Here is a 22654-nt window from a genome sequence, read left to right on the forward strand (position 1 = left end):
CCGGTGGACCGGGCCCCCGCTTCCGCGCGCGCGGGGCTCCTCGGCCGCGTCGGCGACGACAGCGCCGGCCCGTCCCGCTACCTGCGCGCGCACGCGCGCGAGGCTCCCCCGTCCACCGGCGCGGCCACCCTTCACACTTCGCGCGAGCAATGCACCGAGCGCCGCCTGCGCCCGGCCGGCGCCGCCTCCGGCCCGGCCCGGTCGCCCCTCGAAGCCACCGGGCCGACGGGGCGTCAGCAGCCGCCGCCCCGAGCGCGGCGAGCGCCGCACCTCTCACCTGGCGACACCCCGGGCCCGCCCGAGCAGCCCCGCCCGAGCACCCCCGGCCGGACCGCCCGCCGGCCGCCTCGGCCGCGCGTCGCGCGACGATGCGGCACCGAGGACTCCGCATCGCACGCCGAGTTGTCCCGAATGCCGCCGATTCGCCACACGACTCTTCTGTAACACCCTTGACACACAGCACCATTTACCTCCCTACTGGTCTCCGCATCCCACTTTGACAACGTTGTCCAACCATCGTCCGGGGAGGAATGGCTCGGTATGCAGCCACCACTTGATCTTCGTTTCCACGCGGGTTCGCGTCGGAGACACAGCGTCGCGGCGCTCGCGGCGGCGCTCGTACTGGCCGGAGCGAGCCCCTCACTCGCCGCCGTGCCGCAGAACGGCTCCCACGGCTCCTCGGGCAACCAGACGTTCAGCTCGTCCTTCGAGGCCGACCAGCAGCAGCCCGACTGGCGCAGCACCGTGGAGACCGGCCCGGACGGCAAGGAGCTCTCGCAGGGTGTCGACGGCGGATTCTCCGGCGGCATCGCGGGCAACGTCACCGACCGGGTGACGGAGGTTCGCGCCAGTAACGAGAACTCGGGCGGCGGCGAGGTCAAGGAGAACCTGGTCGACGTCTCCACCGCCACCAAGTGGCTGGCCTTCCAGCCCACCGGCTGGGTCGAGTTCGACCTCAGCGAAGCCACGAAGGTGACGACGTACGCGCTGACGTCCGCCAACGACCACGACGAGCGCGACCCGCAGGACTGGGTCCTCAAGGGGTCGGCCGACGGCGAGACGTGGACGACGCTCGACACGCGCACGGGTGAGAAGTTCGACGAGCGCTTCCAGACCCGCTCGTTCGACATCGCCGAGCCGGCCGCGTACCAGCACTTCCGCCTGGAGTTCACCAAGAACAACGGCGCCCCGGACGCGACCCAGCTCGCCGACGTCCAGTTCTCGGACGGCAACACCTCCGCCCCGGTGCCCGACGAGATGCGCACCATCGTGGACAAGGGCCCGTCCGGCTCGCCGACGGCCAAGTCGGGTGCGGGCTTCACCGGCACCAAGGCGCTGCGTTACGCGGGTACCCACAAGGACAAGGGCCGCGCGTACTCGTACAACAAGATCTTCGACGTCAACACGCCGGTGACGCGGACGACCCAGCTGTCGTACCTGGTCTACCCGCAGATGACGAAGACGGACCTGGCCTACCCGGCCACGCACGTCTCGGTGGACCTCGCCTTCACCGACGGCACCTACCTGAGCAAGCTGGGTGCGACCGACACCAACGGCGGCGCGCTGACCCCGCAGGGCCAGGCGGACGCCAAGCGGCTGTACGTCAACCAGTGGAACAAGGTCGCCTCGGACATCGGCACGGTCGCCGCGGGCAAGACCATCGACCGGATCCTGGTCGCGTACGACTCGAACAGCGGCCCCTCGCAGTTCCAGGGCTGGCTGGACGACATATCGATCGCTCCGAAGGCTCCCGCGAAGCCCAAGGCGCATCTGTCGGACTACGCGCTGACGACCCGTGGCACCAACTCCAGCGGCAGCTTCTCGCGCGGCAACAACATTCCCGCGACCGCCGTGCCGGAGGGCTTCAACTTCTGGACCCCGGTCACCAACGCCGGTTCCACGGACTGGATCTACGACTACGCGCGGGGCAACAACGCGGACAACCTGCCCACACTCCAGGCGTTCAGCGCCAGCCACGAGCCGAGCCCGTGGATGGGTGACCGGCAGACGTTCCAGCTGATGCCGTCCGTCGCCTCCGGTACCCCGGACGCGTCGCGGACCGCCCGTGCGCTGCCGTTCCGTCACGAGAACGAGACGGCGACACCGCAGTACTACGGCGTGAAGTTCGAGAACGGCCTCAAGGCCGAGATGACGCCGACCGACCACGCGGCCCGCATGCGGTTCACCTACCCCGGTGCGGACGCGAGCATCGTGTTCGACAACGTCAACAACCTGGGCGGGCTGACGCTGGACCCGGCCACCAGCTCCTTCACCGGCTACTCCGACGTGAAGAGCGGCGGCTCCACGGGCGCCACCCGGCTGTTCGTGTACGGCGTCTTCGACTCCAAGGTCACCGCGAGCGGCAAGCTCAGCGGTGGCGGCGGTGACAACGTGACCGGGTACTTCCGGTTCGACGCGGGCAAGGACAAGCAGGTCGGGCTCCGTCTGGCCACCTCGCTGATCAGCGTCGACCAGGCGAAGGACAACCTCGCCCAGGAGATCCCGGCGTCGACCTCCTTCGAGCAGGTCCAGAAGAAGGCCCAGCGCGCCTGGGACGACATCCTGGGCAAGGTCGAGGTCGAGGGTGCCACCGAGGACCAGCTGACCACGCTGTACTCCAGCATGTACCGGCTGTACCTGTACCCGAACTCCGGCTTCGAGCAGGTCAAGGGCGTGAGCACCTACGCCAGCCCGTTCGTCTCCAAGACGGGTACGGACACCGCGACGAACACCGGCGCGAAGCTCGTCAAGGGCAAGGTGTACGTCAACAACGGCTTCTGGGACACCTACCGCACCACGTGGCCCGCGTACTCCTTCCTGACGCCGAAGAAGGCCGGCGAGATGGTCGACGGGTTCGTGCAGCAGTACAAGGACGGCGGCTGGATCTCCCGCTGGTCGTCCCCGGGTTACTCGGACCTGATGACCGGCACCAGCTCCGACGTGGCGTTCGCGGACGCGTACGTCAAGGGCGTGGACTTCGACGCGGAAGCGGCGTACGACGCGGCCGTGAAGAACGCCACCGTCGCCCCGCCGTCCTCGGGCGTCGGCCGCAAGGGCATGGAGACCTCGGTCTTCACCGGTTACGCCAACACGTCGACGCACGAGGGTCTGTCCTGGTCGCTGGAGGGCTACCTCAACGACTACGGCATCGGCCAGATGGGCAAGGCGCTCTACGCGAAGACGAAGAACAAGCGCTACAAGGAGGAGTCCGAGTACTTCCTCAACCGCGCGCAGAACTACGTGAAGCTCTTCGACAAGGACGCCGGCTTCTTCCAGGGCAAGAACGCCGACGGCAGCTGGCGCGTCCCGTCCGCGGACTACGACCCGCGCATCTGGGGCAACGACTACACGGAGACCGACGGCTGGGGCTACGCCTTCACGGCGGTCCAGGACACCCGCGGCCTCGCCAACCTGTACGGCGGTCAGGACGGTCTCGCCCAGAAGCTCGACACGTACTTCTCCACCCCGGAGACCGCGTCCCAGGAGTTCACCGGCTCGTACGGTGGCGTCATCCACGAGATGACCGAGGCGCGTGACGTGCGCATGGGCCAGTACGGCCACAGCAACCAGGTCGCGCACCACGTGACCTACATGTACGACGCCGCGGGTCAGCCGTCCAAGACGCAGGAGAAGGTCCGCGAGGTTCTGGGCCGCCTGTACGGGGGCAGCGAGATCGGCCAGGGTTACCACGGCGACGAGGACAACGGCGAGCAGTCCGGCTGGTTCCTCTTCTCCTCCCTCGGCTTCTACCCGCTGGTCATGGGCAGTGGCGAGTACGCGATCGGTTCGCCGCTCTTCACCAAGGCCACCGTGCACCTGGAGAACGGCCGCACCCTCACGGTGAAGGCCCCGAAGAACAGCACGAAGAACATCTACGTCCAGGGCCTGAAGGTCAACGGCAAGACGTGGAACTCCACGAGCCTGCCGAGCGACCTCCTCGCCAAGGGTGGCGTGCTCGACTTCGACATGGGCTCCAAGCCCTCCTCGTGGGGCACCGGCAAAAAGGCCGGTCCTGTCTCCCTCACCAAGGACGACAAGGTGCCCGCGCCGAAGCAGGACGTGCTGAAGGGTGCCGGCGCGCTGTTCGACGACACCTCCGCCACGTCGGCCGAGGCCACCGGAACGGTCGAGCTGCCGGTCGCCGAGGCGACGAAGGCCGCCCAGTACACCCTGACGTCGGCGAAGACCGGCGCGGCCCCGACGGGCTGGGTGCTCCAGGGCTCCTCGGACGGCAAGAAGTGGAAGGACCTCGACAAGCGGTCCGGCCAGACCTTCGCCTACGGGCAGCAGACCCGGGTGTTCTCGGTGTCCCGGACGGGCGACTACCAGCACTACCGTCTGGTGCTGGACGGCACGTCGACCCTCTCCGAGATCGAACTGATCTCCTGAGCCGGGCGGGTCCGTGAGCAACCGCCCACGGACCCGCACACGGCAGCCTTGAGCGCACGCCGGTGGCCGGCATCCCGTGTACGGGGTGCCGGCCACCGGTTTTCGCGTCCCCGCGAAGGCTCGTCGCGCCGGCCTCGCATACGTTCCGGCTCCGCCCGCGCGGGAGCCCTGTCCGTTGCGCACCGGGGCGTGTATCGGAAGTGGGTCTTGGAGCGGGTTCGTACCCGGACACAGAGGGGGTTGTCTCGCAAGATCGGCAGCGGTCGACGGGCAGGTACTGGTAGTAGTCGGCTGTGGCAGGAGACCTGTGGACCCCAGTGATTTCGATGGCCGGTGTGGCGGTGGGTGGTGCGTTGACGTATCTCACCCAACGCACGACACAGCGGGCGGCTGACCGGGCCGACGAACAAAGGCAGGCTGCGGCGCGGGCGGAGGAGCGACGTGCTGAGCAGATCAGGACCGTGCTGGAGTTCATCCGGTGCGCGCTGGAGGCTGAGGGCGTGGCGCATGCGAGGCCGCCCCGATGGGAGGTCGGTGATGACTGGTACGTGACGGCCAGGCCGACGATGGACGGTCTTCGAATAGCTGAGAAGAGCATCGAGTTGCTGTGTGCCCCTGGCCTTCACTCACCGACGACCGCCTACGCCCGCGCTCTGAATCAAGCGGTCTGGCAGGAGCGTGACGAGGGGAACCTGGCCGAGCGCCTGGAGCCGTTCAAGGCGGAGTTCCTCGCCCTGGCAGGCCGCAGTCTGACCTGACGCCGTCAGGTCACAGCCACTCGTCGGTGATCCCGACAACGCGGCGAGCGTGCGTGCCGGGCGTCGCCGGACAGGCGGGGCTTCCGCAACACGCTTGCGGAGCCCACACCGCCCCATCATTCGAGCAGTAGTGACTCTGGATGCGCTCACTGATCCGCGCGGCGGTCCTTTTTGTTAGCTCTGATGGCGTGTCGATATGACGATGTGCCATGGGAGAGCGTCCAAGTAGCCTGATGTGCAGGTGAGTTGTGGCAAACTGCCCGAAGAATCAGGGGGAGCTGATCGCCCCGGCCCCGCGTACGCAGTGGCGCCGCGGGTGGCGCACGGGAGGCGCCCACAGGGTCGGCGCGACCCCACTGGCCTCGCAGGGAATCGCATGACTACTGGTTCGGGTGGCGGGGCGCAGCCGTCGCCTTCGGGTGACGGGACACAGCCACCAACCTCGGGTGGCGGGGCACAGCCCTCGTCCTCGGGTGACGGGACACAACCAGCGTCCTCGGGTGACGGGACACAGCCAGCGTCCTCGGGTGGCGGGACACAGCCAGCGTCCTCGGGTGGCGGGACACAGCCATCGCCGTCTCAGTCCTCGCAGACAGCATCACCGCCTTCTGTCCCGCCTCAGCCGCCGGCCGACCCGCACACAACAGCTCGTATGGCGGCCAAGTACGGCCTCCTCGGGACGCTGGGCGCTGCCGCGATCGCGGGGGTATTCGCGCTGACGGTCGCCTTGGTCGGAAAAGGCGGTGATGAACAGCAGCACGCCGGCTCCACGGATTCCCCCAGGACTTCCGTCTCTTCACCGAGTGGCGGCGACTCCGTTCCTTCGAAGGTGCTGCCCACGGCGACCGAGGACAAGCCCTCCACCCCTTCCGGTGAATCCGGCGCATCCGACCAACAGGGCTCGCGCCCCATGCGACTTGTCAGTCCCTCCTGCGACAAGGCTCTGGTCATCGATTTTGATTCGGATCGCCTCGTGAAGCAGGTCGTCGTGGACGACTTGCCCCCTGATGAGGCGGCCAAGCTCGACCTCATCTACAGCGGTTGCGGTGCCCCCACTATGCGCCTGGGGGATGATCAGGCGGGAGGAATCCTGGCCAAGGGATCCCCGGCGACCGAGGGCGCCTGCGAAGCGGCAGCCCAAGGCGGTGGCCTCGAAGAGATTCAGTGGGACACGGATGCTCTCAGAGAGCAGCAAATCATCGCGGGCGCGGCGCTCTGCGTGATTACGGATGAGGGACGAGTGGCGATGGCCAAAGTCGTGAAAATCGGCAGGAACGGCGCGCCCGACGACTTCGCGGTTTCCAGCTGGCCCTGAATCCGTGGTAGATCAGTGCGCGGCGTCGGATGCGGCCCATCTCAGGGCGGAGAGGCGTCCGCATACGGAATGTACGCGGACGCCCCGACAGCATTCCCCTCCGTTCAGAGAGGCGGCTCGGTAAGCAATTCCCGCAGCCAGCGGGCGCTGTCCACGGCCCCGAGGTCGCCCGTACCGCCCGACGCTCCCGGGAAGAGCCGCCCCCAGGAGCAGGCCCGGCCGATCGCTCCGACCCGCCACGCCAGACTGACAGCGCGTCGCAGCTCAGCGGTGGTGTGGCCGCTTCCCGTCCACGGCTCCAGGTAGGCGTCACGAAGGCGGGGCAGCACCTCGGGGCCGTAGCGCCCGCGTGCTGCGCGCCCCGGAATCAGGAGGCTGCAGAAGGGGTGCGAAATCGCCGCGTCGCCCCAGTCGAAGAAGACGAAGCGGCCCGGTTCCGGCACGAACGACTGGCCTTCGTGCAGATCGGAGTGGTCGAGCGTTTCGGGGATTTCCGGGCCCGCGAGTTCCGCGCACCACTCGGCGAGACGGGGACGGATGTCCCGCAACACCGCGCGGTCCGCCTGATCCAGCACGGAATTCTCCTCGACCAATCGGTCGAAGGCCTCCGGAAGTGCCGCCACACGTCCGTCCGGGACACCCAGTGAGTCCATTCTTCCGACGTACGCGGTCAGTTCTCGCTGTATTTCTGCGTATTGACGCAGCATCCGCTCCCATGCCGCCAGATCTGCGGCGCCGCGGTCCAGTTCCTCGCGGAAGAGCGGTCCGCCGTCCGGCAGGAGCGACCATCCCCGCTCGGCGTCGACGGCGAGCGGCTCCAGCACTCGCCCGGGAATCCAGCGCGCCAGGGCCTTTGTGAGCCCCGCTTCGAAGGCGCCGGCGGGCGGGGCGGCCTTGAAGAAGACGGCCCCGTGCCCCTCGACGGGAATCCGCACCAGGACGGACCACGGCCGCAGCCGCATTGTTCGCCTGCCCGCCGCGCGCAGCCCGTGGGCCGCCAGTTCGCGCTCGGCCCATCCGAGGGCGGCCTCCCGCCAGGCAGTGGTCTCCCAGGGCGTCACCGCGTCCGGATACGGTCCCCGGTCCACCGTCACCGACTCGTCACGCGTCATCGCCCCATCCCATCACCGCGCCCGCCACCGCTTCCATCCGTTTTCCTCCGGACCGGTCGGACAGCGTCCCGGACGCCGCGTCCCACCCCGCGCCCCCGGCACCGCACCAACCCCTGCGCGATCTCTGGACACCGGCTTGACGGCGTGCTGTCATACCGCCGACATCATTTTTCCAACGTTGAACACAAGTTGTCGCACCACCGCACCGGAACGCGACAGCCTCCTTCGCCATGCGCCCAAGTCGTCGCACCAGGGCGCGGGATGAGGCTGCCGCAGAGCAGAAGTGGAGCTTCCACATGCCCCTGAACCGTCGGCACTTCATGACCAGCGCCCTGGTCACCGCCGCATCGACCGCCGCCATGGGCCGCTGGGCCACCACCGCGACCGCGGCGGGTCACGTGGCGCCGGTGGCGCGCGGCGGCCACTACGCCCCGAACGCCGCCCCGCTGCACCCGACCGCGTTCCTGAAGCTGCCGCCCGGCCAGGTCAAGGCGCGGGGCTGGCTCGCCGGCCAGCTCCAGCTCCAGCTGGACGGCCTCTGCGGGCGGTACGAGGAGTTCTCGCACTTCCTCGACTTCGACACTTCCGGCTGGGTGCACACCGACCAGGGCGGCTGGGAGGAAGTCCCTTACTGGCTGCGGGGATACACCGACCTGGCGATCGTCACCGGCGACGCGAAGGCGCTCGCCGCCACCCGGCGCTGGATCGACGCGATCCTCACCACGCAGCAGTCGGACGGGTTCTTCGGTCCCAAGGCGCTGCGCACCTCGCTCAACGGCGGCCCGGACTTCTGGCCCTTCCTCCCGCTGATCCAGGCGCTGCGTTCCTGGCAGGAGTACAGCGGCGACACCCGGGTGATCCCCTTCCTCAGCCGGTTCTTCCGGTACATGAACACCCAGGGGCCCGGCGCCTTCAACACCAGCTGGATCGCTCTGCGTTGGGGCGACGGACTGGACAGCGTCTTCTGGCTTTTCAACCGGACCGGCGACACCTTCCTGCTCGACCTCGCCGACAAGATCCACCAGAACGGCGCCGACTGGGGCGACAACCTGGTCAACCCGCACAACGTCAACATCGCGCAGGGCTTCCGCGAGCCGGCCCAGTACGCGCTGCGCAGCGGCTCGGCGCAGGACACCAAGGACACGTACGGGACGTACGCCAAGGCGATGGGCCAGTACGGGCAGTTCGCCGGTGGCGGGATCGCCGGTGACGAGAACGCCCGTGCGGGACACGGCGATCCGCGACAGGGATTCGAGACCTGCGGCATCGTGGAGTTCATGGCGAGCCACCAGCTGCTCACCCGGATCACGGGCGACCCCCTGTGGGCCGACCGTTGCGAGGACCTGGCGTTCAACTCGCTGCCCGCCTCGCTCGATCCCTCGGGCAAGGCGATCCACTACATCACCAGCGCCAACAGCGTCGATCTGGACAACGAGCCCAAGCGGGACCGGCAGTTCCAGAACGGTTTCGCGATGCAGGCGTACCTGCCGGGCGTGGACCAGTACCGCTGCTGCCCGCACAACTACGGTATGGGCTGGCCCTACTTCCTCGAAGAGCTGTGGCTCGCCACTCCCGACGGCGGTCTCGCGGCGGCGATGTACGCGGCCAGCGAGGTGACGGCGACCGTCGCGGACGGCACCCGGGTCACCATCACCGAGGAGACCGACTACCCCTTCACGGACACGGTCACCCTCACCCTCAAGACCCCGAAGCAGGTGAAGTTCCCGCTGGTGCTGCGCGTCCCGGCGTGGTGCACCGCGCCGGAGATCCGGGTCAACGGGCAGCGCGTCACCGCCCCCGCCGGTCCGGCCTTCACCCGCGTCGACCGCACCTGGAAGAACGGCGACAAGGTGACGCTGCGCTTCCCGCAGCAGACCACCGTGCGCACCTGGGCGGACAACCACGGTTCGGTGAGCATCGACCGCGGACCGCTGACGTACTCGCTCCGGATCGGCGAGAGCTACGAACGCATCGGCGGCACCGACCAGTTCCCGGAGTACGCGGTGCACGCGACCACCCCGTGGAACTACGGCCTCGTGCTGGACGGCGCGCTGCCCCAGGCCACCGTGGCCGCAAAGCCCGGTTCACGTCCCGCCCGGCTGGCGGCCGGCACCAACCCCTTCACCCTGGCGGGCACCCCGCTCACGCTGACCGCGCGGGCCCGCCGCATCCCCGAGTGGAGCGCGGACGACGAGCACGTGGTGGCGCCGCTCCAGCAGAGCCCGGCGCGCAGCTCCGAGCCCGTCGAGCAGGTCACCCTGGTCCCGATGGGGGCGGCGCGGCTGCGGATCACGTCCTTCCCGACGGCGGCACCGGACGCGGCGCCCTGGATCGCGGACCGCTGGTACCGGATCGCGAACAAGAACTCCGGCAAGGTGCTCGGCGTCGACCTGATGTCGACCGCGAACAGCGCCCATGTCGTGCAGTTCGGCGACACCGGCACCGACGACCACCTGTGGCGGCTGGTCGCCAACGGCGACGGCTGGTACCGCATCCGCAACCAGCACTCCGGCAAGGTGCTCGGCGTCGACCTGATGTCCACGGCCAACAGCGCGCACGTCGTCCAGTTCGACGACAACGACACCGACGACCACCTCTGGCAGCTCGTGCCGAACGGCGACGGCTGGTACCGCATCCGCAACCGGCACTCGGACAAGGTGCTCGGTGTGGATCTGATGTCCCTCGCCGACAGCGCCCATGTCGTGCAGTACGACGACAACGGCACCGACGACCACCTCTGGCAGCTGCTCTGACGAGCAGCACCGCCGGATCTCCCCTGCACCACTCCGCGCACCACTCCGCGCGCCGGTCCCGGCGCGCGGAGCCCCCACGTGAAGGAGGTCTCAGGATGAAGTCCGCACCCGCACAGCGCCACCGAACCTGGTGGAGACGGCTGACCGCAGGCACCGGTCTGCTGGCTCTGGCGGCCGGGGCCCTGGTCGGCGCCGGTACGGCTCCGGCCTCGGCGGCGGCCACCGCCTGGTCGCCGAAGACGGCGCCGATGACGACACCGTGGACCAGCCAGGTCCCGGTCGACCAGCCGCTGCCCGAATACCCGCGCCCGCAGCTCACCCGCCCGGACTGGGCGAACCTCAACGGCATCTGGGATTTCGCGGTCACCGGTAAGGACGCGGGTCAGCCCGCGTCGTTCACCGAGCAGATCCGGGTGCCGTTCGTGGCGGAGTCCGCGCTCTCCGGCATCCAGCGCAAGATCACCGAGAACGACAAGCTCTGGTACAAGCGGACGTTCACCGTCCCGTCGAACTGGAGCGGCCGGCGGGTGCAGCTCAACTTCGGCGCCTCCGACTGGCAGACCACGGTCTGGGTCAACGGCACCCAGGTCGGGGCGCACAAGGGCGGGTACGACGGGTTCTCGTACGACATCACCCCGCAGCTGAACGGCGGGACGAACACCGTGGTGGTGTCGGTCTACGACCCGACGCAGACCGGCGGCCAGGCCGTCGGCAAGCAGCGGATCAACGACGTGGCCCCGCACTCGGGCGGCGGGATCTTCTACACCGCCGCCTCGGGCATCTGGCAGACCGTCTGGCTGGAGCCGGTGGCCGCCGCGCACGTCACCCGGCTGGACATGACCCCGAACCTGGGTGACAGCACCCTGCGGGTCAAGGTGCAGGCGGCCGGTGCCTCGGGCCGCAGCGCCCGGGTGACCGTCTCCACCGGCGGTACGACGGTGGGCACGGCGACGGGCACGGTGGGCGCGGAGCTCTCCGTGCCGGTGCCGAACGCGCACCTGTGGACCCCCGAGGACCCGTTCCTGTACGACGTGAAGACGGAGCTGCTCGACGGTACGGCGGTCACCGACACGGTGGGCGGCTACACCGGGATGCGGTCCATCGCCGTCGCCAAGGTGGACAACGTCCTGCGCCCGGTCCTCAACGGGAAGTTCGTCTTCCAGACCGGCACGCTGGACCAGGGCTACTGGCCGGACGGCATCTACACCGCGCCGACCGACGCGGCGCTCAAGTCCGACCTCCAGGCGCACAAGGACCTCGGGTTCAACATGGTCCGCAAGCACATCAAGGTCGAGCCGCAGCGCTGGTTCTACTGGGCGGACAAGCTCGGGCTCCTCGTCTGGCAGGACATGCCCGCGATGGACACCGGCAAGTCGCCGGACAGCGCGGCGCGCACCCAGTGGGAGGCGGAGTACCACGCGATCATCGACCAGCACCGCAGTTCGCCGTCGCTGGTGATGTGGGTGAACGAGAACGAGGGCTGGGGCCAGTACGACCAGGCCAGGATCGCCAACGACGTCAAGGCGTACGACCCGTCCCGGCTGGTCGACAACATGAGCGGGGTCAACTGCTGCGGCGCGGTGGACGGCGGCAACGGTGACGTCGTCGACAACCACAACTACGTCGGGCCGGGCAACACCGCGGCCACCTCCACACGGGCCGCCGTCCTCGGCGAGTTCGGCGGGCTGGGGTACAAGGTCGCGGGGCACGAGTGGTACCCGGGCGGCGGCTTCAGCTACGAGGACCAGGCGAGCCTGTCGGCCCTCAACAACCGGTTCGTGGGGCTGATCGACAGCATCCGGGTCGGTCAGATGCCGGCGGGTCTTTCGGCCTCGGTCTACACGGAGATCACCGACGTGGAGAACGAGGCGAACGGCCTCCTCACCTACGACCGCCAGGTGGTCAAGGTGGACACCGCGCGGGTGAAGGCGGCCAACCAGGCCCTCATCGCGGCCTCGAAGGCGGCGACGACGGCGGTGACGCTGCCGACGGGGCAGTACAAGTCGCTGCGGGTCACCACCCCCGGTTACACCAACAAGTACCTGCGCCACTCCGAGGCGCTGGCGTACACGGAGGTCGTCGACGCCAACAGCTCCGCGCTGCTGAAGAGCGACGCCACCTGGAAGGTGGTCGCCGGTCTGGCGAACGGCAACTGCTACTCCTTCGAGTCCCGCAACTACCCCGGCGAGTACCTCCGGCACCAGAACTTCCGGGTCCGCCGGGACGCGAGCGACGGCTCGGCGCTCTTCAAGGCGGACGCCACCTGGTGCGCGGTCGCGGGGAGCGGCGGGGTGCGTCTGACCAGCGCCAACCTGCCCGGCAGCTTCATGCGCCACATCAACTCCGAGGTGTGGCTGGCCACTCCCGGCGGCACCAACGCGTGGGACAACGCGGCCTCCTTCACCCAGGACACCACGTGGTCGGTGGACGCCCCCTGGGCGCCGTGAGCTGACAGCGTCGGGTCCACCCGTGCGGTGGCCGGTCCGTCGGAGAACTTCCGGCGGGCCGGCCACCGGCGTGTCCGGGGCCCGGCGGTCGTGGCCGGGCGGCGCGGGGGGCAGACGGCTCCGACCCCGAATTGTTACCCGACGCAAGATCATCCGTCGGTAGGATCGTTCTTCGTCCTTGCTCAGGAACTGCCCGATTTCCAGGAGACATTGGTGTTCATCGGTAGAATTCTTCCGGCCGTCATCGTCCTGCCCGTCCTCGCGCTGGCTTCGGCCTGCAGCTCGGACACGCACGACAAGGCTGCGGAGAAGAAGCCTGCGGCCACCGCCACGAAGTCCCCGAGCAAGGAAGACGTGGCCGCTGAAAAGGCCACCCAGAACGCCAAGGAGATGGGCGCCGTCCCGCCCGCCGAATTGGAGAAGGCGGCTCTTTCCGGAAAGGCCGCCGGGTACGAGATGAAGAAGGTCTCCGAGGCGGAGGTCTCGGCCGGCCTGGACATGAAGGCCGACAAGAAGGAGTGCCAGCCCCTGGCCAGTCTGGCGGGCGGGACCACCAGTATCGCGCCGGTGAGCCTCGTGCACCGTTCTCTGGAGCCCTCGGACGCCAAGAACGCGACGGTCGGCTCCATGTGGCTGGCCTCGCACTCCGAGAAGAACGCGAAGCAGGTCATGGCCGATCTGCGCACCGCGCTGAAGGAGTGCCCGAAGGGTTTCAAGACGCTCGGTCTGACCTACAAGTCCGTCAAGCGCCTCCACGACCCGGATCTCGGGGACGAGGCGGTCGGCTACGACATCACCACCGCCGTTTCCGACCAGACCATTCCCACCACCTACACGGTCGTGCGGCACGGTGGTGTGATCGCCGCCTTTTACGGCGTCAACATGCTGGACACGAAGAAGGCCGCCGTCCCGGAGGATCTGGTCGAGGAGCAATTGAAGATGCTCGGCTGAGGCCGCCTGCGCGGGATTCGCGGCGGCGGAACGACGAAGTGCCCGGACCGTGTCACGGTCCGGGCACTTCAGGTTTGATCCCACACGCCGTGCATTGCCGGGGCGGTCGGTCCGGACCGACCGCCCCGGGCGGCGATTCAGCTCACGGCGCCGGCCCCCCACACGGAGACCGTGCCGTCGCGGTTGTCCCAGACGTGGCCCAGCATGACGCGGTCCTCGTCACGGGCCCACTCCAGGTAGACCCGCTCGGCGAGCGAGCCGGCCGGGAGGTCCACGCCGAGCCGGTCGGCGAGAGCGATCATGAGCGGGAGCACCCCGTCCATGAGCTGGATCAACTCCCAGTTGGTCGACCTGCCCCGCCGCTGGAGCGCCAGGGTGACGAACTCCTGGTACGCCGAGGGGTCGACCTTGACCCAGTCGCCGGAAACGTCTTCCAGCCCGGTCGGCACCCGAAGGACGCGGTTGCCCAGGGCGTCGGCCCCTCCCATGAACAACTGGCCGATGGCCAGGGAGGGTTCCCAGACGTCCTCGTCTGTCGCGGTGACGGTGAAGATGTAGCTCATCACTGCCACCATATCCTGATGTCTGCGCCGTACTCGATGCGCAGACGCTGTGCGTAATCCTCCACGAGCTGCTTCAGCCCGGGGTTCTGAATCAGCGCCTCGGGAGGGAATCGCATTCCGATCGGGGCGTTCTCGTAGCCCTTGATGAATCGGCGGGCGTCGATGTACTTCTTGACCTTCTTGGGCAGGTGCTTGGCGACCCACTCCTGCTGTCCGGCCGCGTTCATCATGTTCGCCGCCGACTTGTCCTCCCAGAGGACACCGTCCTTGACGTAGTCGATGTCCGTGATCCGCTGACTGAATTTCGGGTCGTTGACGACGTCGAAGACATCGACCTCCTCGGCACCGTCCGGCACGTGGTACTTCTGGTCCGAGCCGAGGTATTCACGGCCCTTCTTGAATGTGCCGTTGGCTTCCTTGTACGGGAACGTGATGTTCTTGCACTCGGACGCCGCGCCCGGGTGGGTGCAGGTGGCGGAACCGCCGGGGAGCTTCACGGAACCCCGGTCGGGGTTCAGCCGGATCTCCTCCACGACCTTGCGCAGGTTGGCCAGGGTGCGCTTGGCCCACTCGGCCCGCTCGAAGAACTTCACGATGCCTGAGGTGACCGTCGCGACCGCTTTGGCGACCTTCGGCAGTTTGCCCACCACGAGCACCAGGCTGCCTACGTCGATCAGGGTCCACAGGCAACTCTCGATGTCGCCGTCGCTGAAGCAGCGCTTGACGTCGTTGACGCCGATGAACTCCAGGATGATGTCGGCGCCGTTCTCCTTGAGCCAGTCCACGACCGTCTTGGCGATCGCCGCGTTGGCGGCGTCCCAGTCGTCCACGCAGCTCTGACCACAGGTCTTCAGCAGCAGGGCCCGGTCGTCGGCTGAGAGCGTGTCGGGGCTTCCGAGCGCGCCGGTGTCCCCGCTCTCCATGGCCTGACGGCGTTGTTCGGCGAGCCGCTGGCGTTCCTCCTCCTCTGCCCTGTCGGCTGCGGACTGGGCGTCCGAAGCCGCCGACTGGGCGTTGTCGGCCGCGTCCTGCGCGGCACTCGCGTGAGTCTGAGCCATGCGCGCGGAGAAGTCCGCCGCGGTGGCCTCGTCGGTCGCGTCGGACGCTGCCTGACGTGCGCTCGCCGCGTCCTTCTCGGCCTCGGTGGCCTCGTTGTCGGCGGCTGCCGCCTCACTCTCCGCGCTGCTCGCCGAGAGATCCGCGTGCACAGCGCTGGTACCGGCCTGGACCGCGTAGCCCGAAGCTTCGTCGGCCAGCCTCTGCGCGGACACCGCCGACGCCTTCGCCTCCGCTGCGGACTTCTGCGCGTTCTCGTACGCGGTGGCCGCACGGGCAGCGTCGGCCGCGGCCTCGGCCGCGGCGGTGGCCGCCGCCTTGTCGTCCTCGTCGGCCTGGGCGGCGAGTTCACTCGCCTCCTGGGCCATCCGCTGGGCCTCGTCCGACTTGGCCTTGGCTGCCAGCGCCTGCTGCTCCGCGGTAGTCAGGGCCTGCTGACCGGTCAGCACCGCGAAAGCGGCGGCTGCGTCGGTCTCCTGATAGGGGCTGCCGATGGAGATCGCCGAATTCGCGCTGGTGGCCGTCTGGTCAGCGGTATCCCTGGCGGCGAGTGCCGCCTGGGTCGCGGCATAGGCGTGACCCGATGTCTCGGCGGCGGACTTCGCCGTCGCCACCGCCTCGGTGTGGGCGACGGCGGCGTTGTCCTGCGCCACCTTGGCCTGCTTCTTCGCCTCTGCGGCTTGCTCGCCGGCCTTCTGGGCGTTGACCGCCGCCTCTTCGGAAGCGTCGATCGCCTCGGCAGCCGCCGAGTGAGCGGTGGCCGCCGCACCCGCCGCCGTCCAGTAGGAGCTCCAGGCGTCGTCGGACGCCTGGCGCGACTTGGCCGCGCTGGACTGCGCATTGGTTGCCGCAGCACGAGCGTTCGTCGCCGCCGTGGTGGCTTGGCCCGCGGCCTCGCGGGCGCTCGCGGCGGCGGAGGCCGCCTGGTCGGCGGCGCCGCGGGCCTCGTCGGCGGCCTGCTGGGCCTCCCCGGCGGCCTCCGTGCCCACGGCCGCCGCGGCGGCGGACTCCAAGGCGGCGGCCCTGGCCTCGTACGCCTTCTGGGCCTTCTCCGCCTCGTACGCCTTGTCCCGCGCGTACTCCGCGTCCGATTCGGCCTGTTCGGCGGTCTGACGGCGGGCCGCGGCCGTAGCCGCGCCGGCGTCGGCGTCGCCGCGAGCCGCGCTCGCGTCGCTCTTGAAGCCCTGCGCACGTGCCTCGGCGGCACCCGCCTTCTCCCGCTCGGAGGCGGCGACGGCGTGGTAGGCGGCGGCGTTGGCGCGCTCGGCCTCGGCGATGACCGCCTTGGCCGCGGCGTTCTCGGCTTCCTTCTTCGCGATCTCCTTCTGTTCGGCGGCGACGGCCTGCGCGTCCTTCGCCGTCTTGGCGTTGGCCGCTGCCGCGGCGGCGTAGGACTCGGCGGAGTCCGCTGCAACCTTGGCCTGCTCGGCGGCTTCTTCAGCCGCCACTCGCCGGAACTCCGTGTTCAGGGCATGGGCTTCGGTCTGCGCCAGCGCGAGCAGCGTGGCGGAGGTTTCCGCGGTCGCGTTGACGGCCTGGAGGGTGGTCTGCGTCGCCTTGGCGGCGGCGTCGGCAGCCGCGCTGGAGGCGCGGGCGACCTGGACCGACTGCTGGGCGTACATCAGGCCCCGGCCGCGCGGGACTTCGGCCGCGTCGGCTATCGCCCAGGCGTCCTCCTGCGCGTCGACGGCCCGCTGAGCGGCGGTCTTCGCGGTGGCGGCGTTCGCCTTGGCGGAGGTGACCAGGGCGGCGACCTTGCCACGGGCGGTGGCGAGATCGGCGTTGGCCTGGTCGAACATCGCCTGCTTGGGCTTGAACAGGTCGTCCGGGTCGTTCTCCAGCGTGTCGTGCCAGACGCGCTGCCAGGTGAGGATCTGCTCGGCGCGCCACGCCTGGCCGACGGCCTCGACCATGTTGTCGGTGGCCCGGCGGGTGGCGGCCGACGCGTCGGCCTCCGCCTGCGTGATCAGGGTGCGGGGCGCGGCCTGGGCGGCGTACTCCGCCTCCCACTCGGTGTACGCCTGGGCGGCCACCGCGGAGAGCTTGTTCCGCGGGTCGGTGGGTTCCGCGCTGTCACAGGTGGCCCAGGACTGCTTGAGGTTCTCCACCTCTTCTCGGAACTCCGGGCTGTCCTTGGCCGGGGCCTCGGTCAGGAAGCCGCCGTGCCGAAGGTAGGACGCGATGTCGCTGCCGGTGGTGCCGCCCGCGTACCGGGTGTTGGTCACCTCGCTGTCGCGCAGCATGACATCGGCGGTGAAGTCGTACCAGGAGTCCTTGCCGCGGTTGTCCTCGGTGATCTCCTTGGCGCGTGCCAGGGACTCCGCGCCGGCGTTGCTGTGCCCGTCCCAGCCGAGACGCCCGGAGATCTTCTCCTGGGTGAAGAGGGTGAACTGCAGGACCTCTTCGTCGAAGGCCGGTACGTGCCATTCCATGTCGTCGCTGAAGAACGCCGACTGGGCGTACGGCTTGTTGGCCTTCTCCAGCGCGTTCGACCGGGCCGCCAGCGCGTCCCGGTAGTCGAACGCCGCCTGGACGTCGCGATCGCGCGCCTGGCCCAGCGGTCCGAAGCCGATCCAGCCGATGTCACCGACGGCCGCGCGCAGTTCGGCGTTGTCACCGGCGAGCGCGGAGACGGCTTCGGCCTTCATCTCGGGTCCGCCCGCGTGCAGCGCCACTCCGGCGATGCACCGGTCCAGACGCGGGGTGCTGCGGGTCGTACCGATCAGCTGGGTGAGTTCGGTCAACTTGCGCAGGGCGTCGTCGGCGTCGACGAAGACCTGCTGGATGCCGGTGCTCACCTGGTCGATCGCCGCCGCGAGCGCGGGGATCCGGCCGACGACGACGGCGGACGAGGCGATGTCCACCAGGTCCCACAAGCAGCTCTCGACGCCGCTGTAGCTCAGGCATTCCTTGACGTCGGCCACGCCGAGGTCGTCCAGGAGGATCTGCCCGCCGTGGGCGGCGACCCAGTCGAGCACGTGGACGGAGACAGCGGCGTACGCGTCGCGGTAGTCGTCGACACAGCTCTGGCCGCACTTCTCCAGCAGGATGGCCTCCTGCTGCTCGCCCAGCTCGGCCCACGAGGAGGGGCCGCCCGGAATCGGGTAGTCGCCTTCCTCCATGGCCTGCTGGTGCTGCTGCTCGTTCTGCTCCCGCTGCTCCTTCTCCGCCTGGTCGGCGGCCTCCTCGGCGGCAGCGCTGTCGCCATCGGCGTCCGAGGCGCGGTCCTCCGCCGCCTTGGCGTCGTTGTCCGCCTTGTCGGCCTGGGCCTTGGCCTCCGCGGCGGCCTGGGCCGCGCGGTCGTCGGCCTCGGCGGCCTTCAGCGCGTCGCGTTCGGCGTCGGTGGCCTCCCGGTCCGCGTCACCGGCGACGGTGTCGGTCGCGTTGGCCGTCTGCTGGGCGCTGAGCGCGTCGTCGCCCGCCTGCTGCGCGTAGCCGGAGGCCGTGTCGGCCGCCTTCTTGGCGCTCTCCCGGGAGGCCGCCGCGTCCTGGGCCGACTCCTGGGCCGCTGCCGCGGCGGTGATGGCGCGCACCGAGTCGCCGGCCGCCTGTGCCGCGGCCTCGGCCGCGACCTTGACGTCGCCCTGCGCCTGATCTGCGAGTTGCTGTGCGTCCTCGGCGGCCTGCTCCGCCTCGGCGGCCTTGGCCTCGGCGGCGGCGGCCTGCTGCTCGGCCACCGTCTTGGACTTCTGGCCGGTCAGCACGGCGAACGCGGCGGCGCTGTCGGTCTCCTGGTAGGGCATGCCGAGCGCGATGGCGTCGTCCGACGCGGCCACCGCTTTGGTCGCGCTGTCGCGGGCGGCGAGTGCCGCCTGCCCTGCGGCGTAGGCCCGGCCCGCGGTGACGGCGGCGGAGTCGACGGCCTGCGCGGCCTCGATCCCTGCCGAGGCCGCCTCGTCACCGGCCCGCTTCGCCAGGGCCGATGCCTGGTCCGACGCGGTGGCGGCGTTCTGGGCACGCAAGGCGGCGTCCCCGGCTGCGTCAAGTGCCTTGGCAGCTTCAGCTCGCGCGGTCGCCGCGGCACCGGTCGACGCGAGGTACGCCGACCACGCGGCATCCGCGTCCGCTTGGGCCCGTCCGGCGGCTCCCTCGGCCTTCGTCGCGGCGGACCGTGCGGAGACCGCAGCGGCCGTCGCGTCGTCCGCCGCGGTGTGGGCGGCGGTGGCGGCGGTGACCGCTGCCGCAGCAGCTTCCCGCGCCTGGTCGGCGGCCGTGCGGGTCTCCCCGGCCGCTGCCGTACCGGCGGCTGCCGAGGCGGCTGCCTCCAGGGCGGCGGCGCGTGCCGCGGTGGCCTGCTGCTTCTGCTGGGCCGCCGCAGCCTTCTCCCGGGCTGCCTGGGCGGCCTTCGCCTTCGCGTCGGCGGCCTCGCGCTTGGTCGCGGCGTCGCTCGCGGCCGTCTTGGCGTTCGCCTTCGCCGTACCGGCCGCCGTCTGCTGGGTCGCTGCCCGGGTCTCGGCCTCGGCAGCGGTGGTCCGCTGCCGGGCGGCCTCGGCGCGGGAGGCCACGGCGCCGGCGTACTCGAGTTCGGCGGAGGCCCGCTGGGTCTGCGCGGCGGCGGCCTTCTGACGGGCCGTCTCCTCCTTCCCCTTCGCGGCGGCCTCGGCCGTACCGGCGTCCTTCGCGCTGTCGGCCGCGGCCTCGGCGTTGGACTCCGCGCTGTCGGCGGCGGCCTTGGCCTGAGCAGCCGCCTCCTGCGCGGCGATCCGGCGGAACTCGGTGTTGAGCGCGTGCGTCTCGGTCTGCGCCTTCGCCGTCAGAGTGCGACTGGTGCCGACCGTGGCGTCGGTGGCGTCCCGGGCCGTCCCGGTGGCCTTGGCAGCCGCCTCGGCCGCAGCCGCCGAAGCACGGGCGACCTGCACGGACTGCTGGGCGTACATCAGACCCCGGCCGCGCGGCACGTTCGCCGTGTCGGCGATCGCCCACGCCTCCTGCTGCGCGGTCGTGGCGCTCGTCGCCGCCGCCTTGGCCGCTGCGGCGTGGCTGTTGGCCGAGGTGGCCAGCGCGTCGGCCTTCGACCGGGCGTCGGCGAGGTCGGCCTCGGCCTGCTCGTACAGCTCGGGTTCGGGCTTGAAGAGGGAGTCGGGGTCGTTGGCGAGTTCTTTCGCCACGACCTTCTGCCAGGTGAGGATCTGGTCGGCGCGCCAGGCCTGCTGGATGGCCTGGATCATGTCGTCGGTGGCTTCGCGGGTCTCGTTCGCCGCGTCGGTCTCCGCCTGGATGATCGTGTTGCGCTGGGCCGCCTGCCCGGCGTACTCCAGCTCCCATTCGGTCATGGCGGTCATGACCGGACCGTTGAGCACACGGTGGAAGTCGAGCGGGTTCTGCCAGTTGCAGCCTGCCCACGCCTGCTTCAGGTCCTCGACCACGACCCGGTACTCGGCCGAGCCCTCGGCCGGGGCCTTCGTCGGCAGGCCACCGAACTTCAGGTAGGACGCGACGTCGCTGGCGGTGGTGCCCCGCGAGTAGCGCGTCTCGTAGACGTCCTCGTCACGGAACGACCAGTCGGCGATCCAGTCGTTGTCGACGTCCTGCCCGCGGTTCTCCTCCATGATCTCGCGGACGCGGGCGACCGCTTCGGGACTGGCGTTGGTGTGGCCGTCCCAGCCGAGCTGCCAGGAGAGCTGTTCCTGGGTGAAGAGGGTGAACTGGAGCACCTCGGAGTCGAACTCCGGTATGTGCCAGTCCATCTCGTCGCTGTAGAAGGCGTTGGAGGCGAACGGCTTGTTGCCGTCCTCCAACGCGGTCGACCGGGCGCGGAGGTCGTCGCGGTAGGCGAATCCGGCCTCCTGGTCCTCGCCGCCGGCGAGACCGAGCGGGTAGAAGCCGATCCAGCCGACGTCACCGACGGTGGTGCGCAGTTGCTCGGCGCTGCCCGAGAGGCCCTCGACCGCCTTGGCCTTCATCTGCGGCCCGCCGGCGTGCAGTGCCACTCCGGCGAGACAGCGGTCCTGCCGCACGGTGTCGCCGATGGTGTTGCGGAAGAGGCCGGTGTCCTCCTCCTGCTCCGCGCCGGCGGCGGAGGCCGGTACCGCGGTGATGAGTCCGGCGAGTACGGCCACCGCGGAGATCAGGGCCGTCCCGGCCGTGGCTCTCTTCAAAGTCTGTCTTCTGCGACGTCGTCGTCTGCCGACGTCCCGGGCCCATGACATGAGTTCTGCCCAACTTCCGGAGGGAGGCAGAGCCCGCTCGTGGGCACGGCAAGATCAGCCGGTCGCGCTGCCGTCACCACGTCAGGAACGGCATCGCTCCGGCGCTCCCTCCCCCAGGAACGGGCGACTGCCGTTCTGTGAGGGCGCGCGGCGGTGGACACGGTAGCGCCCGCCTGCGAACACGCCCAGCAGACGGTCTCACGATCGGGCCGATCATGGGAAGGTCAAATGATCTTCACGTATCACCCAAGAAGCACCCAGTGGGCGACAAAGGGATCGCCGATGTTTCCCGATCGTTGCACCCCTCCGTCGGACGTCACCGGGCCGCCAACCGGCTTGCGCTCTCGCCCGTATGACGGCAGGTCATGCGGGTGGGACCCCGCTCTCCGCTCCGGGGGGGTGACAGCCGCCGGCCGGCGGGAAGGCTCCGCACGCACGAGCCCCGGGCCGCGGAGCCGGGAACGCCTCTCCCCGAGCCCTCAGGCCCGCGCGCCGTCGAGTACCAGGGCGACCAGCCGCCGGGCCAGTTCCTCGTCGAGGGGTGCGTCGCTCACCAGGACGCGGGCGAAGAGGGGGCCGCTGACCGCTTCCACCAGCAGGCCCGGATCGGTGTCGCCGGCGAGCTCTCCACGCTCGATGCCGCGCCGGACCATCACGGTCCCGCGCTCCAGCCGGTCCTTCCAGTACGGGCCCCGGCGGTCCTCCAGGGTGTCGTCCCGCTCGACGCTCAGCCGGAGCAGCGCCTGGCCGTGGGCGGTGCGCAGCAGCCGGACCAGGGAGACGAAGAACGTCGTGAGGTCCTCGCGGACGTCTCCCGTGTCGGGGACGGGTACGGCGGCGTCGAGTTCGGCGACGAGCGCCTCCGCGATGAGGTTCTCCCGGGTCTTCCACCGCCGGTAGATCGACGTCTCGTGCACTCCGGCGGACCGGGCGACGGCGGAGACGGTCGCGCCCGACAGCCCTTCGGCCGAGAGGATGTCGACAACGGCGGTCAGTACGGCTCGGCGCATGTTCTCGCCGCGTCGGCGCAGCGGCGGGGCGGCGGGGCGGGGCGTGGTCATGCGGCCAGCCTAAAGCAACCCCACTTGCACAGCGTCTCCGAAGCGTCGTACCGTCTAACGCAAGACGACCTGCGTTGGATCGGCGGCCGTCGAGGGGGCA

10 protein-coding genes are annotated in these 22654 nt (G+C 70.0%); 6 read left to right on the forward strand and 4 right to left on the reverse strand.

Annotated features, from left to right (window positions below; translation table 11 throughout):
• The first annotated feature begins 540 nt into the window (after window positions 1-540).
• From ACFWEE_RS07550 to ACFWEE_RS07560, 3 genes are all read left to right on the forward strand, one after another.
• Window positions 541-4389, forward strand: coding sequence for a GH92 family glycosyl hydrolase (locus ACFWEE_RS07550; protein WP_386887276.1), 3849 nt, complete (start codon window positions 541-543; stop codon window positions 4387-4389).
• A 293-nt stretch (window positions 4390-4682) separates the two neighbouring features.
• Window positions 4683-5147 carry a hypothetical protein gene (locus ACFWEE_RS07555; protein WP_386887277.1) on the forward strand — a complete coding sequence of 155 codons (465 nt, stop codon included), beginning with the start codon at window positions 4683-4685 and terminating at the stop codon, window positions 5145-5147.
• Between the two features lie 652 nt (window positions 5148-5799).
• Window positions 5800-6462, forward strand: a complete 663-nt coding sequence (locus ACFWEE_RS07560) for a hypothetical protein (RefSeq protein ID WP_386887279.1) — start codon at window positions 5800-5802, stop codon at window positions 6460-6462.
• A gap of 104 nt (window positions 6463-6566) precedes the next feature.
• Here ACFWEE_RS07560 and ACFWEE_RS07565 read toward each other — a convergent pair whose 3' ends face one another.
• On the reverse strand, window positions 6567-7574 hold the full coding sequence (locus ACFWEE_RS07565) for a phosphotransferase (protein ID WP_386887281.1): 1008 nt from the start codon (window positions 7572-7574) through the stop codon (window positions 6567-6569).
• Between the two features lie 296 nt (window positions 7575-7870).
• Between ACFWEE_RS07565 and ACFWEE_RS07570 the strand changes: the two genes are divergently transcribed.
• The 3 genes from ACFWEE_RS07570 to ACFWEE_RS07580 all read left to right on the forward strand — a co-directional run bounded on the left by ACFWEE_RS07570 (window position 7871) and on the right by ACFWEE_RS07580 (window position 13725).
• Window positions 7871-10327 (forward strand): RICIN domain-containing protein, encoded by a 2457-nt coding sequence (locus ACFWEE_RS07570; RefSeq protein ID WP_386887283.1) that lies wholly within the window; start codon window positions 7871-7873, stop codon window positions 10325-10327.
• Window positions 10328-10422: 95 nt separating this feature from the next.
• Window positions 10423-12774: an AbfB domain-containing protein gene (locus tag ACFWEE_RS07575; RefSeq protein WP_386887285.1), complete on the forward strand. Its 2352-nt coding sequence runs from the start codon at window positions 10423-10425 to the stop codon at window positions 12772-12774.
• Between the two features lie 213 nt (window positions 12775-12987).
• Window positions 12988-13725 carry a hypothetical protein gene (locus ACFWEE_RS07580; protein ID WP_386887287.1) on the forward strand — a complete coding sequence of 246 codons (738 nt, stop codon included), beginning with the start codon at window positions 12988-12990 and terminating at the stop codon, window positions 13723-13725.
• A 137-nt stretch (window positions 13726-13862) separates the two neighbouring features.
• Here ACFWEE_RS07580 and ACFWEE_RS07585 read toward each other — a convergent pair whose 3' ends face one another.
• From ACFWEE_RS07585 to ACFWEE_RS07595, 3 genes are all read right to left on the reverse strand, one after another.
• Complete coding sequence (locus tag ACFWEE_RS07585; protein ID WP_386887288.1) at window positions 13863-14288, reverse strand: DUF6086 family protein; 426 nt, start codon at window positions 14286-14288, stop codon at window positions 13863-13865.
• Window positions 14288-21442: a hypothetical protein gene (locus ACFWEE_RS07590; RefSeq protein ID WP_386887290.1), complete on the reverse strand. Its 7155-nt coding sequence runs from the start codon at window positions 21440-21442 to the stop codon at window positions 14288-14290. The genes ACFWEE_RS07585 and ACFWEE_RS07590 overlap by 1 nt, the downstream gene beginning before the upstream one ends.
• Window positions 21443-21972: 530 nt before the next feature.
• A complete protein-coding gene (locus ACFWEE_RS07595) occupies window positions 21973-22554 on the reverse strand; it encodes a TetR/AcrR family transcriptional regulator (protein WP_386887292.1) in 582 nt (193 codons plus the stop codon).
• Window positions 22555-22654 lie beyond the last annotated feature (100 nt).

Origin of the sequence: Streptomyces sp. NPDC060184, from assembly GCF_042728795.1 — a bacterium.
GTDB lineage: Bacteria > Actinomycetota > Actinomycetes > Streptomycetales > Streptomycetaceae > Streptomyces.

Excerpts from the sequence above, each read along its gene's own strand:
- ACFWEE_RS07565 (WP_386887281.1), bottom strand. The coding sequence starts at position 7,574 with ATGACGCGTGACGAGTCGGTGACGGTGGACCGGGGACCGTATCCGGAC.
- ACFWEE_RS07595 (WP_386887292.1), bottom strand. The coding sequence starts at position 22,554 with ATGACCACGCCCCGCCCCGCCGCCCCGCCGCTGCGCCGACGCGGCGAG.
- ACFWEE_RS07550 (WP_386887276.1), top strand. The coding sequence starts at position 541 with ATGCAGCCACCACTTGATCTTCGTTTCCACGCGGGTTCGCGTCGGAGA.
- ACFWEE_RS07560 (WP_386887279.1), top strand. The coding sequence starts at position 5,800 with ATGGCGGCCAAGTACGGCCTCCTCGGGACGCTGGGCGCTGCCGCGATC.
- ACFWEE_RS07575 (WP_386887285.1), top strand. The coding sequence starts at position 10,423 with ATGAAGTCCGCACCCGCACAGCGCCACCGAACCTGGTGGAGACGGCTG.
- ACFWEE_RS07585 (WP_386887288.1), bottom strand. The coding sequence starts at position 14,288 with ATGAGCTACATCTTCACCGTCACCGCGACAGACGAGGACGTCTGGGAA.
- ACFWEE_RS07570 (WP_386887283.1), top strand. The coding sequence starts at position 7,871 with ATGCCCCTGAACCGTCGGCACTTCATGACCAGCGCCCTGGTCACCGCC.